This is a genomic window from Occallatibacter sp. (assembly GCF_049802275.1).
Taxonomy (GTDB): domain Bacteria; phylum Acidobacteriota; class Terriglobia; order Terriglobales; family Acidobacteriaceae; genus Telmatobacter.
The window spans coordinates 17478-29990 of record NZ_JBARMD010000339.1 but is presented as its reverse complement, the minus strand read 5'-3'; the positions used below and the strand labels follow the sequence as shown (position 1 = coordinate 29990).

The following is a 12513-nucleotide window of genomic DNA, read 5'->3' as shown; positions in this document are numbered from 1 at the left end:
CGGCTGGGCTGCGAGGTGGATCTCTACGAGATGCGCGCGATGGTGGATGGGAAGCCGCGCCTGACGCCAGCGCACGAGACGATTGAGTTTGGCGAGCTGGTGTGCTCGAACTCGCTGAAGAGCGAGTCGCCGAATACGGCTCCATGGCTGCTGAAGCAGGAGATGCGGCGCGCGGGGTCGGCGCTTTTGCGGATCGCGGATGAGACCGCTGTTCCAGCAGGGCATGCGCTGGCGGTGGATCGCGTGGAGTTTTCGCGGCGGATTGCGGACGCTATTCAAAATGAGCCGGCAATTTGCGTGTTTCGAGAAGAGGTTGTGCGGCTCGATGATCCGGCGCATAAATATGCGGCGACGATTGTGGCGACGGGGCCGTTGACATCGGGCGCGCTGAGCGAGGAGATTCAGCGGATCACGGGATCGGGACATTTGGCGTTCTATGATTCGATCTCACCGATTGTGGACGCGGAATCGATCGACATGGAGCGCGTGTACTTTGCGGCGCGCTACGACAAGGGCACGGCGGACTATATCAACTGCCCGATGAATCGCGAGGAGTACGACAAGTTTTATGACGCGTTGATAGCGGCTGAGGCGGCGGAGAGCAAGGAGTGGGAGAAGCTCGATTATTTTGAGGGATGTTTACCGATCGAGGTGCTGGCGACGCGGGGGCGCGACACTCTGCGCTTTGGTCCGATGAAGCCGAAGGGATTGAACGATCCGCGAACCGGGAAGATGCCTTGGGCTGTGGTGCAACTGCGCAAGGAGAATGTGCGCGCGGACAGCTACAACCTTGTTGGTTTTCAGAATCACCTGAAGTGGGGCGAGCAGGCGCGGGTGCTGCGGCTGATTCCGGGTCTGGAGGATGCGAAGTTCTTGCGTTATGGACAGATTCATCGCAACACGTATATCTGTGCGCCTGTTCTGCTCGATGAGTTGTTGCGGTTGAAGAGCGAACCGCGGATTCTTTTTGCGGGTCAGATTTCGGGCGTGGAAGGCTACACGGAGTCGATTGCGACAGGGATGCTGGCGGGAATTTATGCGACGGCGCTGGCGCGCGGCGAAGAGACAATGCCCGTGCCACGGGGTACGGCGCTGGGATCGCTGGTGCACTACATTACGCACGCGGATGCGAAGAATTTTCAACCAGCAAATATCACGTTTGACTTGCTGGAACCGCTGGAAGAGGAAGTACGGAAGAAAGTGCGAGACAAGAGGGAGCGGCACCGGATGGTGTGCGAGCGGGCTCTAGCCATTTTCGATAACTGGCTGGTTGATCAACGCGAGAACGCTTCAGGGATGCAGCAGGCTCGATCCTAACTAACGGACAGGCAGTCTACGATTCTTCCGAGACTCAGGACATGTTGATGCCATCCGGATCAAAAGACGCGGATAGCGATCCCCTCCATCGACGGGGGGCGTGGAATCCGACGCGATTTCTGTCATAATCTGCCTTTGTAAGTTCTCATTGGAACGTGAGCAATGACGCGATTCGCAGTCTCAATGGAGAGGAATGAAGCGGAACGAGGCATTCCTGCAGAAGGCCGTTTATTTTGCGATCGCGCTCCTGGTCTTCAGTCGAGGCGTCCTGGGGCAGCAGGCGGAGTCTGAGCACTCGGCCAACCCGACGGCCGATGATAGTGTCAGCCCGGGAAAGGGCCCACGTTCCAAATTGCCGGACTTCAACGAGGATATTTATTACAAGAACAAGCTGGAATTCTCGCTGGAATCCGGTTATCTCCCCATCAATATTCCGTTTGTCTACAACTTCCTCACGGGCGACTCCTATACAAAGTGGCCGCTCAGCTATACGCTGGTTCCAAACTTCGCCTCTGTTCGGTGGCAGCTTGGCAACATCGAGGGAGGGCCGCGAATTCTCCGGGGCAATACTGATTTTTCGTTCAGCGGTTCCTACACGTCTATTCCGCGTGGACCCGAGACCCGCTATGTTGCGTTCGACTTTGGCATTCGACACAATTTTGTGCCACGCCGATGGCGAGTTGCGCCCTACTTTGAAATGCGTGGAGGGGTCGGAAACATCGACGCAAAAGGGCCAGATGGAGTGGAGTACGCGCAGGGACAGGACCTGACATTCACCTACATGATGGGTGCAGGCGCGCGATATAACTTCAATCCGCGATTTAGTCTCGCGGGCGGAGCCACATACATGCATGTTTCCAACGCCGGTTTGTCGAATCCGCAAGTTGTGAACTTCGGAATCAATGTCTGGGGGCCAATCTTCGGCTTTTACATGCGGATAGGGAAGGCCAAGCCGAGTTCGGTGGGTAAGTAGCCGCTCAAGAGGGGCGATGGAACCGGGCAGGTGTAATCTGCGTAGTCACCGTGGTAGGCTGGGTTCCCTGGAAAGGTCACGCGTATGCACGCCATGTCTGCCGCCGATGCTATCTCTCCCGCAGTTCTACGGACGAAGGATTTTCTGTTCAGGCCTTTCCGCTGGGGTACGTTTCTGAAGCTTGGCCTGGTCGCCTTGATTACGGAGGGGCAGGGGAGCAATTTCCGTTCATCGACGCCGTCGTCGCACGGTGGCGGTGGTTCGTCGTCGGGCCAGGGGGCAATGATTCCTTCCCTGGCAAATATTCCTCCGTTGTGGATCGCTGAAGGGGTGGCGGCCATTCTGCTGGCTTTCTTGATTGCGGCGGTGATTTTCTACCTGATCACACGACTGCGGTTTGCGTTCTTCCATTGCCTGGTGCACAACACCAAGTTGATCAGGCCGGGCTGGGAACTCTATAAGGAGCAGTCTTCGCGATTTTTCTGGCTGAATGTTGTGGTGGGCGCCTGCTACCTGCTCATAGTGGGTCTGATCGCGATTCCGTTTGCGGCGGGGTTCTGGCGCGTGTTTCATGACATGCAGCCGGGAGGCAATCCGAATATCGGCTTGATAATCGGTCTGCTTCTCCCGTTGCTCCCAATTATTTTCCTGCTGGTGGTGACTGCGATCGCACTCGACATTGTTCTGCGCGACTGGATGCTGCCACACATCGCATTGGAGAACGCGTCCGCGGGGGAGGCGTGGAGTTCTGCCTGGGCGCGGATCAGGGCGGAGAAGGGGCAGTTTTTTGCGTATGCGCTGCTACGCCTGATTCTGCCGATCATCGCATCGATCGCCATCTTTATGATCCTGCTGATTCCGGGACTTGTGCTGGCGGGGGCGGTAGCCGGAGTGGAGTTTGGTATTCATTCGGCGTTCGCGAATTCGGCAGGCTCGGCTTCTGTGGCGGGTATTCTGCTGCAGGTGTTCTTTGGGCTGGTGGCGTTTGGCTTTCTAGTGCTGGCGAGCATTTGCCTGGGCGGACCGCTGAGCACGGCAACACGCGAGTACGCGATTCTTTTCTACGCGGGACGCTACCAGGTGCTGGGAGATCTGCTGTATCCGCCACCGCTGCAACAGGGATCGATGCCTGAGGGTTTGCCGGCGGTGTGAGGGTGACTCGCATCGCATTGATTCATGCGGAGTCGATCACCGAGGCGGACGGCTTGCGGAATTAAGCGGTGGTATGGTGGTCGGCCCATGCCTCCTGCAGCAGCTCGGCTGCTCTTGTAACCGGCATCGGCTTTTTCTCCTGCTGATTGCGGTAAATGGCCCAGACTGCGGCGAGTGCTGAAATCCCAAGAACGGATAAGGACAGGCGGAACATCTGATTCTCCTTCGTGATGCCGGGTTCGATGCGCGGTTCGCGAACAGAGATGCAGATGTGCGCCTGTTGCTAAGCGAACATTTCCAGGGTTCATGGTGTCAAAGAAGAGATGGACGTGCGCGGGGAGAGCCGGGCGAAGGGGCCTTTGTGCAAGTGCCTGAGTGGTAGCCTGAGATTGGGAGTATCTGGGATGCGGTGGATGTTTATGGCAGCGGGTGTAGCGACTTTGGCTGGTGCGGGACTGTGCCTTGAAGCACAGCAGACTCCCCCTAAGAAGCCCACTCCAATGATGGTTACGACTGGTTCGCCCACCGCTCCGAAAGAAAGGCCTTTGCTGCCGGATGGATTTGCAGGATGGGCGGCGGCGGATAAGCCTAAGCCGGTCACCGATCCAGCGGAACTGGACAATGCCAACGTGGCGGCGCTGAAGGAGTACGGCTGCACAGGTGGGATGACGGCCAGCTACAAGCGTGGCGATGAGACTCTGAACGTAAGGGCACTTAGCTTCCAGGACGTGAGCGGCGCGTACGGAGCGTATTCGTTCTATCGCCAGAATGGATGGCCGAAGGCAGATATCGGCGAGGGCGCGACGTCGGACAAGAACCGCGTACTCTTCTGGAAGGGCAACACGGTGGTGGATGCGACGTTCTCGCATGTGGGGCCGATGTCGGCGGGTGAGATGCGGGAACTGGCGAAGGGACTGCCCTTGCCGCAAGGAAACCGCGCTCTGCCCCCGCCCATTCTGGCCAACCTGCCGCAGGACTCGCTGGATAAGCAGACAACGCATTTTGCGCAGGGGCCTGCCGGTTATGCAGGCTCGGGTGGCGTACTGCCGCCGGAGCAAGTGGGATTTGATCGCGACGCGGAGGCGGTAACGGCGAATTACTCGCTGCCGTCAGGACCCGCGACGCTGACGCTGATCGACTACCCCACGCCGCAGATGGCTGAGGCGCAGGAAAAGAAGATTCGCGAGTACCTCAAGGCGGGAAGCGCGGCTCAGCCGACGTTTCCGAAGCCGTTGCAGGATTCTGACCAGGTTTCGCTGGAGGTGATCCGCAGCGGACCGATTGTGGGGCTGGTTAGCGGAGACGCCATTCCCGACGAGAGCCACAAACTGCTGACTCAAGTGCATTATTCGGCCGAACTGACCCGGATGCCGCAAGACAGGGACAACGAGATCGTAAAGACGAGCCGCTTCCTGATGGGCATCGCGATGCTGGTGATCGTCGGATGCAGCGCGGCTATCCTGCTGGGGTTCTTTCTGGGCGGTGGCAGGGCGCTTTACCGGGTCGCGCGGGGCAAGCCGGTCTCTGCGATGTACGATGTCGAATTTATCCGGCTGCATCTCGAGGACTGAAACCAAGGGGTGAGTGGAATCACGCGACGCATCCGAACCGTTAACCAGGGCATTTTGCCTGTGGAAAAACGGCCGTAAACCCTAGAAAACACCTAGAAAACGCGGCACTAAACGGAGTTTAAAAGGCGAATGTCCGGCGAAAATAAGATAAGCGTCGGAAGAATTGACGTCGCTGTAACCTATTACAAATAAAGCTATTTACATTGCTCCGGATTTATTCTTGACACTCCGGCCCCCCGCACCTACTATGCAGCCAGAAAGTTCTGATGGTTTTGCCTCCGTTGGAACTATTCTCCCTGAGGAAGGAGCTGCCCTGTTGCCGGGCGGCTCTTTCCGTTTTTGAGGGCTAAGTTGCGGGTCATGGGGTAGTTGGGTCGGGGACTGGATCCGACCAGGTGTAGCCGCAGGATTCGCAGAGCCAGTTGTTGGAAGGCTCGACGGATTCGAGGGTGGGGTCTTCGGCTTGGCACTTGGGGCAGACGGGGATTTCATAGGCGGGGGCTGCTTCTTCTCTTTTGAGCTCATCAATGATGCCCTGCGGGATGGGTTCTGCGATCACCGCTCTGGCTTGTTCGAGCTGGTCGGCTGCGACGTTGATCTGAATGTCGCCGATGCCGGGAGCATCGATCCAGGGAATACTGAACTGCGATCCGGGGCGCTGCACCCAGCTCTCGATGCCGGCACGACTCAACATCTCGCAGCGCTGAGCTGCCTCGTCGATTGAGTCGCAACGGCAGAGTCCGGTCTTCCAGGTGTATTCAACTGACCGAATTGCGCCGTCAGCGTCCTGGTCGCTATCTTCTTCAGAATCCCAGTGCACTTCTGCTGAATTGTCGGCGGTCTCGCGGCTGGTCAAGTGCGAAATCGAAGATCTCTCGGATACGCCGCGCTTCTTCAATTCCTCGCGGAGGATCTGCTGCGCAGTGTCGGTGAGGTCGTTGATTTGTGCGGCGAGTTCGCGGATTTCGAGGTCGCCCATTTCGCCGTAGAGCGCAGTGAGACGGCGCCATTCTTCCATGGGGTCTGCTGGCATGGGGAGAAGTATAGCGGGGTAATGTCATGCTGTCCCAAGGTCTCAAAGGCCAGACCCTCACCCTAACAAACGCACGGAGGGTTCCGCGGGACCCGGACTGCAAGGAACCCAACGTTCGGGTTCGTGGTTTCCCACTCATGACGCGATGAGACTGCGTCATGAATGGGGCACCCACGTGTGCTGTGGCCGACGGAAAAGAAAAGCGGAGGGATTCGTTTAGCGGAAGGTGTTCCAGCCTATGTCGGCCAGCATGGCGCGGCCTACTACGAGAGCTGTGACGATGAGCGCGGCGAGGACGCAGGTCCAGAAACCCATGCGGCTAAAGGGAATGAAGAGGACGCTTTGCTTTCCGGTCAGGTTGATGCCTGCCTGGTCGGGCAAGAGAGCTTGAACGGCCACTGCGATTAGAAAACCTCCCGCCCAGACGAGGGCGATCTTGAAGGAGAGCAGAAGGGTTAGGTTCATCATCGAATTGACGGGCTCCTCTCGCTGATGCATGTTGAAGGGACGCGGCTTGCGGTGCTTTGGCTGCCTCTGGCGTCCAGCTTTACCGAATACAGGCCCGACGATACAATCGAAAGAGACACGAACTGCGGCGCTTGTAGTGTGCCCATTCGCATGCACCCCAAAGACCGCGGTTCGCGGGGCTCGCTTCATAGGCCGACGTAGCTCAGTTGGTAGAGCAGCTGATTCGTAATCAGCAGGTCATCGGTTCAAGTCCGATCGTCGGCTCCATCCACTTCCAAACGCAGCGAATTCCCCCCTAAAAGTTTAGACACCACAGAGGTCGGGTGCGGGCAATTGCGCCGTTCGGCCGCACCTGGAAATGACGTCCGTGGTTTCCCACTCATGACTACGTCATGGATGGGGCACACAGATTTGATTTAGCCGCAGAAACAAGCGCAGTTCGTCGCGACACTTATTCACCCCACAGACGAAGACTGCTACGGCTTGATGATGACCACGTTCATGCTCCAAGGCACCAGCGTGAGGGTAAGGGGCAGGTTCTGCGCACCCATATCTGCGGTTGTGGGGTCAGCCCAGACGTTGGCTTGCGATTGATCGTAGATGGCCTTGCTGTAGGTTTCGACACTGATGTCGGAACTGGTATTTTGCGCGGAGAGCGAAACCGTTATCGTCTCGTTCACGGTTTGGCTGACGTTGAACAGCACCAGCACTGTGCCGCCGCTGTGCGTTGCCGCATACGCGCGCACGTTTGTTGTGTCACCGGTGACGTTGGCGGTGAGTACGCTTTCACCATTGACCGCGACCTTGCTGAAAAGCTGGAAGGCACGCGCCGTAGGCGACATGGTTCCGATGGGGCCCGCACCTGCGCACGGGGTATCGGTTGGGCCGTCGGCGAAGACGTTGTAACCGCCAAAATTCTGCCAGCCGTAGAGGGCGCTGGAATCGTTGCCCTGGGTGCCGTTACAGTTGCCGAAGCCGATCCACCATGTGGCGCGTGAAATGCCGTCGTTCATCATTTCGCCGAGCACTTGCCCAGCGTAGAGACCCTGCGTGATCGAGAGGCTTTGCTTGCCGGGGTTCGAGAAGACTGAGCCTATCTCGCCGACATAGATTGGTGTGTTGGGCTTGCCCGCGGTCGCAAGTTCGGTCTTGATGGTGTTGATCGACGTTGTAAGTCCCCTGGCTGCCTGCTGCACCAAGTAGGTGTCGCTCTCGCTGCCGGGGGCTTGCGGATAGTAGTGGTATTCGACGAAGTCGTATTGCGAATTGCCGAGAACGATCGGATCCCACGCGGGCGAGTTACCCGGGTTAACGTCGACGCCTACCAGCGCACTGGAATCCGCAGCCTTGATCTGCGCAAAATACCCGGCACTGGTCGAAGCGGTGCCAACGGCGGTGGCATAAGTGGCAGCATCGTTCTTGGCGGTATGCAGATCGTCTTCCCAGCTACCGTATTCCTCATTGCCCACGGTTATGTGAGTGACATGTGCATTGATGGCTTTTGCCTGCGTGATCCACGCAGCCGCTTCTGCAGGCTGTCCAGGACCATTGCAGGTTGAATTGCTTCCGTAATTCGCGGTGAGAGCGACATCGAAGTTGCCCGGCAGCACGAGCTGATTGACGAAATTCGTAAAGGTGGCGTTGCTGTTTGGGAAGTTGCCACACATCGTATTGGTGGCCCAGTGATAATCGTCGGACCACGAACCACCCGGCCAGCGCACGGCCTGGATGCCCGCCAACTGGAAGGCGGGAACAATCGCAGAGGTGGTGGGGTCGTACCAGGCAGCCATGTTCATACCGAGAAGTTTGTCGGTGACGGCCGGCCCGATGCTCGCCTGATCGATGGCGATCGCAGTTTCGACGGCAGTCACGGTGACGACCGGCGATGTTCCGCTGGCTGGGTTGTATGCAGAAGAGCCTGCGGAATCGGGCGTGTAGGATGCGGTCAGCGTGTCTGAACCCACAGCGAGTGAACCGGCAGGCACATTCACCGTGGCGGCGCCACCGGCAAGTGTGGTGGCGGCAGAACTATATGCTCCGCTGCTGAGCGTGACGGAACCCGTTACAACCGGGTTGCCCGTGCCGCCGCTGACGGCAATGGCGACGGACAGAGATTGTGCTGTGGTAATCGCGAATGAAGCCGGACTTACGGTGACCGTGGGTGTGATCTTTGGTGCTGCATAGGTCGCGGTAACCGTGGTATTCGCGGTCATGCTGACATTGCAGGTTTCCTTGGAGGCGGTTGTGCACCCCGACCATGATTGGAATGTGTTGTTGCCCGAAGAGGCTGGCGCGGTCACGATCACAACGGTTCCGGAGTTATAGGTGCGGGTGAGGCTCGTAGCGCCACTGGTTGCGCCATTGGTATCAGCTGGGGACACCATCATCGCCACACCTGTTGCCGGGCTTAGCGAATTCACAGTGAGCGTGTAGGTCGTAGCGGGCGGAGGCGTTGTCGAGCTTCCGCCACCACCGCCGCCACATGCGGTCAATGTTGATGCGAGGGTCACGGCCAGCCAAAGTGCTGCATTGTGTTGCAAATCTTTCATCGAGAATCTCCCAGTGCAATTCGTGCACGTTCGGTCTAAAGTTTCCGGCGCAATCGAAACATTTTTTACGCAGCACCTTGTGAACAGCGCAGACACACGGACATCCGCATAAAGACCGATTTAGCGTGTTTCAGGCTGCTTGGAATTTTCGAGCAATGATACTCCAAGGGAGGCACGACAGGCTTGGTTGCAGGGTAGTTGGGGAGTGACTTTGGGGCAGGTTCGGAAGCCCCTCCGATTCCAGGGCTGTTATTGGCGCTTTAGGAGGAGTTTGAGTTCGGCGAGAAGGCCGTCCCGGAGGGAATGGAGGTGGGACAATGCGGCGGCGCTTTCGTGGGTGCGGCCTTCGGCATTGAGCGTGAGAATGTCTGCGCCACGGGAATGTAATTCCTGGTGTAGCGATTCGATTCGATGAAAGAGTGGGGACTGGCTTTGCAGTGCACCAGGCTCAGACAAGATCCAGGTACCGAGGCGGCATTGGGTGGGATCAAGCGAAGGCGGCACGCGGCGCTTGCCATGCAGGAAGGCCTCGATCGCTCCGACCCATGTGGTGTGTTCTGCGCCCGCATAGAGCAGTGGCCTATCAACGATGTCCAGCACTTCCACGTTGGACCACTGCGGGTCGGGAGTCCACGAAGCAACCCATTCAGGCAAGTCGCGGGCGGGCATGGGGCGCGCGATGGCGTAACCCTGCGCAACCTGGCAACCGAGGCGCAGCAGGAGGATGCCCTGCTCCACGGTTTCGACTCCTTCGGCGACTGCCTGGCGGCGAAACGCGGAGGCCAGGCCAAGCATGCCTTCGACAATTGTCAGATCTTCTGGATCATCGATCATGTCGCGCACGAATGTCTGATCGATCTTGAGGACGTCGACGGGGAGCCGCTTCAGGAAGGCGAGTGAGGAGTAGCCGGTGCCGAAGTCATCGAGAGCGAAAGAAACGCCGAGTTTGCCGCAATTGTGAATGACCTGAGAGACCTGAGAAATGTCGGTCAAAGCGCTGCTCTCGAGGACTTCAATTTCCAGCCGGGCGGGATCGATGGTGGGGTGGGCACAGAGCATCGCATGGAGCCGCGCCGCAAAGTCTTCTTGCTGGAGTTGTTGCGCGGAGATGTTGACGCTGACGGGAATATCGAGGTCGACGGCTCGCCAGGTCTCCATCTGCTGGAGAACGTTCTCGATCACCCATTCGCCAATTTCAATAGCGATAGGGTGGCCGTCAACGACAGGCAGAAATTGGCCCGGAGGCAACAGGCCGCGCTCGGGATGCTGCCAGCGAATGAGGGCTTCGGCGCCTTTGATTGCACCCGTGGCCATATTCATTTTGGGCTGGTAATAAAGGAGAAACTCCCTGTGTGCCAAAGCCGCTTGAATTCGCTCCAGGTCTTCATGGTGCCCGCGGGTGGAGAGAGCGAGGCGAGAATCGAAGAGGTGGTAGCGGTTTTTGCCACTTATCTTGGATTGATAGAGGGCCTGCGCGGCCTGACGCAGGAGTTGATCGGCATCGACATCCTCGGCCTGGGGATAGCAAGCGATGCCAGCGCTAGCAGAGAGCTGGAGAGTCAGTGCGCCGACCAATACCGGCTGCGAAGCAGCATCGAGAAGCAGCTTGACCGCGGGCATGCTCTGTTCCGGGCTATCGCAGCCGAGCAGAACCGCGATGAATTCATCTCCGCCGAGGCGGGCAAGCGTGTCGTCTTTGCGGATCATGGACTTCATGCGATGCGCGACGGTCGTGAGGAGTTCATCGCCAATCACGTGGCCATGGCGGTCATTAACTGACTTGAAGTTGTCGAGATCGAGACTCACGACGACCAGTATGCTGCCGCGGCGATCTGCCTGCACGATGGCGTGGTGCAGACGGTCGCGCAGGAGTACGCGATTGGGCAAACCGGTAAGCAGGTCGTACTGGGCAACACGCTCAAGCGCTTGCTCGTGCTCCTTGTCAGAGGTGATGTCAGAGAAGAGGGCGACGTACTGCTGTGTCTTACCGGCCTTGTCGCGCACTGCTGTGATGGTGAGAGTCTCGGCGAAGATACGGCCATCCTTGGCGCGATTCCAGATTTCGCCGGACCAGTGGCCGCTTTCTATCAGGTCGCGCCACATGTTGGCGTAGAACTCTTTTCCCTGTCGGCCGGAACGCAGAAGGTTGGTGCTGCGGCCCACGGCTTCTTCACGGCTGTAGCCGGTGATCTGCGTAAATGCGTCGTTGACATCGAGGATGATGCCGGCAGGATCGGCGATTACGATGCCCTCGGAGGCGTGCGTGAAGACGCTGGCCGCGAGTTGTAACCGCGTTTCGGAGCGTTTGCGGGCTGTAATGTCCTCAGTAAAGATGATGATGCCGCCGATGGCCCCGGTTCCGGTGAGCCAAGGGCGCACCTCCCAACGCAACCATTGCACCGAGCCGTCAGAACGGTCGAATCGGTCTTCCTCGTTCTTGATGGTTTCGCCGCCGAGCGCGCGGCGATGAACGGTGAGCCACCGAGTGGGCGTTTCCGGAAATACTTCGTAGTGAGATCGCCCCAGAACATCGGCACTCTGAAGGCCGAAGTCTTCGCACCAGCGACGGCTGACGGCGATGTATCGCATATCGCGGTCAAACATGGCCAGGGCAGCGGGCGCATGTCGAGTGAAGAGCTGGAACAGTTCCTCACTTTGACGGAGATCGGTTTCTACGCGTTTTCTGTCGGTGATGTCCTGGATGGTGCCTCGCATCAGAATGGCTTTGCCCGCCGCGTCGTGTTCAATGCGGCCAATGCCATGGACCCAGCGACCCACATGATCGAGGGGGCGGACAATACGATATTCGCGATCAAAAATCTGGCCATGGCTGAGCACGTCTTCAGCAAAATACGCCGCCATCATGTCGCGATCTTCGGGGTGAATGAGTGCGGTCCATCCAGCCACTGAGCGCTCGTAACCGGCGTCGATGCCGAAGATTTCATTGAGGACGTCGGAGGATGACCAGAGCAGAGTCGTGAGGTTGAGAGTATAGGTGCCCAGACCGGCAATCCTTTGAGACTCAAGCAACGAGCGCGCAAGTTCCCGGAGTGTTCCGTCTGCGTCCGTGTTGAGAATCGGATGGTTCATTGGGCCCGTTCGGCTGCCATTGAGAGCAGAAAGACACAGCTTTGGATAGAGAGGCCAAAAATACCATATCCCGGCACGCAATAGAAAGCAGCCTCATTTAACTCGCAATCAACTTTTGTGGGATTGTGAAGGGAAGAAAACCTGGCCTCTTTTGTGAGAATTGGGCGATCGGAGGACACCTTTTTTACGACGGAATGTTCCGCAACCGGCTGGGAAACGGGGACGGCAAAAGCATTGGAACCAAATGAGGTACCGGTTATCCACGCACTTTTTCATGCAATCTTATTTCGTCCCAGCTTATCCACGCTTATTCTTGGCATAATCCAAGCTGTGATGTGACTTACGCGAGGCGAGAGCTGA

9 protein-coding genes and 1 tRNA gene are annotated in these 12513 nt (G+C 58.0%); 5 read left to right on the top strand and 5 right to left on the bottom strand.

Going from position 1 to position 12513, the window contains the following annotated elements:
* From trmFO to WA354_RS11935, 3 genes are all read left to right on the top strand, one after another.
* Window positions 1-1317, top strand: a 1317-nt coding sequence (trmFO, locus tag WA354_RS11945) for a methylenetetrahydrofolate--tRNA-(uracil(54)-C(5))-methyltransferase (FADH(2)-oxidizing) TrmFO (RefSeq protein ID WP_472813237.1), incomplete at its 5' end; no start/stop codon positions are given.
* A 193-nt stretch (window positions 1318-1510) separates the two neighbouring features.
* On the top strand, window positions 1511-2290 hold the full coding sequence (locus WA354_RS11940) for an acyloxyacyl hydrolase (RefSeq protein WP_472813236.1): 780 nt from the start codon (window positions 1511-1513) through the stop codon (window positions 2288-2290).
* An 84-nt stretch (window positions 2291-2374) separates the two neighbouring features.
* A complete protein-coding gene (locus WA354_RS11935; protein ID WP_472813235.1) occupies window positions 2375-3442 on the top strand; it encodes a DUF7544 domain-containing protein in 1068 nt (355 codons plus the stop codon).
* Between the two features lie 61 nt (window positions 3443-3503).
* On the opposite strand, the gene WA354_RS11930 is transcribed toward WA354_RS11935, so the two are convergent.
* Entirely contained in the window at window positions 3504-3656 is a 153-nt protein-coding gene (locus tag WA354_RS11930; RefSeq protein WP_472813234.1) for a hypothetical protein, read from the bottom strand.
* Between the two features lie 190 nt (window positions 3657-3846).
* On the opposite strand from WA354_RS11930, the gene WA354_RS11925 reads away from it, so the two are divergent.
* On the top strand, window positions 3847-5013 hold the full coding sequence (locus WA354_RS11925) for a DUF6599 family protein (RefSeq protein WP_472813233.1): 1167 nt from the start codon (window positions 3847-3849) through the stop codon (window positions 5011-5013).
* Window positions 5014-5371: 358 nt separating this feature from the next.
* Here the strand turns inward: WA354_RS11925 and WA354_RS11920 are convergent, their stop codons facing one another.
* Together WA354_RS11920 and WA354_RS11915 are read right to left on the bottom strand one after the other, a co-directional pair.
* Window positions 5372-6031, bottom strand: coding sequence for a hypothetical protein (locus WA354_RS11920; RefSeq protein ID WP_472813232.1), 660 nt, complete (start codon window positions 6029-6031; stop codon window positions 5372-5374).
* A 231-nt stretch (window positions 6032-6262) separates the two neighbouring features.
* Window positions 6263-6514, bottom strand: coding sequence for a hypothetical protein (locus tag WA354_RS11915; protein ID WP_472813231.1), 252 nt, complete (start codon window positions 6512-6514; stop codon window positions 6263-6265).
* A gap of 191 nt (window positions 6515-6705) precedes the next feature.
* On the opposite strand from WA354_RS11915, the gene WA354_RS11910 reads away from it, so the two are divergent.
* A tRNA-Thr gene (locus WA354_RS11910) sits at window positions 6706-6781 on the top strand.
* 209 nt (window positions 6782-6990) lie between these two features.
* Here WA354_RS11910 and WA354_RS11905 read toward each other — a convergent pair.
* Both WA354_RS11905 and WA354_RS11900 read right to left on the bottom strand, forming a co-directional pair.
* Window positions 6991-9063: a hypothetical protein gene (locus WA354_RS11905; protein ID WP_472813230.1), complete on the bottom strand. Its 2073-nt coding sequence runs from the start codon at window positions 9061-9063 to the stop codon at window positions 6991-6993.
* Window positions 9064-9312: 249 nt separating this feature from the next.
* Window positions 9313-12153, bottom strand: a complete 2841-nt coding sequence (locus WA354_RS11900; protein WP_472813229.1) for an EAL domain-containing protein — start codon at window positions 12151-12153, stop codon at window positions 9313-9315.
* Window positions 12154-12513: the final 360 nt, after the last annotated feature.

Coding starts and splice junctions, on each gene's coding strand:
- WA354_RS11940 (WP_472813236.1), top strand. CDS start 1,511: ATGAAGCGGAACGAGGCATTCCTGCAGAAGGCCGTTTATTTTGCGATC.
- WA354_RS11935 (WP_472813235.1), top strand. CDS start 2,375: ATGCACGCCATGTCTGCCGCCGATGCTATCTCTCCCGCAGTTCTACGG.
- WA354_RS11930 (WP_472813234.1), bottom strand. CDS start 3,656: ATGTTCCGCCTGTCCTTATCCGTTCTTGGGATTTCAGCACTCGCCGCA.
- WA354_RS11925 (WP_472813233.1), top strand. CDS start 3,847: ATGCGGTGGATGTTTATGGCAGCGGGTGTAGCGACTTTGGCTGGTGCG.
- WA354_RS11920 (WP_472813232.1), bottom strand. CDS start 6,031: ATGGAAGAATGGCGCCGTCTCACTGCGCTCTACGGCGAAATGGGCGAC.
- WA354_RS11915 (WP_472813231.1), bottom strand. CDS start 6,514: ATGATGAACCTAACCCTTCTGCTCTCCTTCAAGATCGCCCTCGTCTGG.
- WA354_RS11905 (WP_472813230.1), bottom strand. CDS start 9,063: ATGAAAGATTTGCAACACAATGCAGCACTTTGGCTGGCCGTGACCCTC.
- WA354_RS11900 (WP_472813229.1), bottom strand. CDS start 12,153: ATGAACCATCCGATTCTCAACACGGACGCAGACGGAACACTCCGGGAA.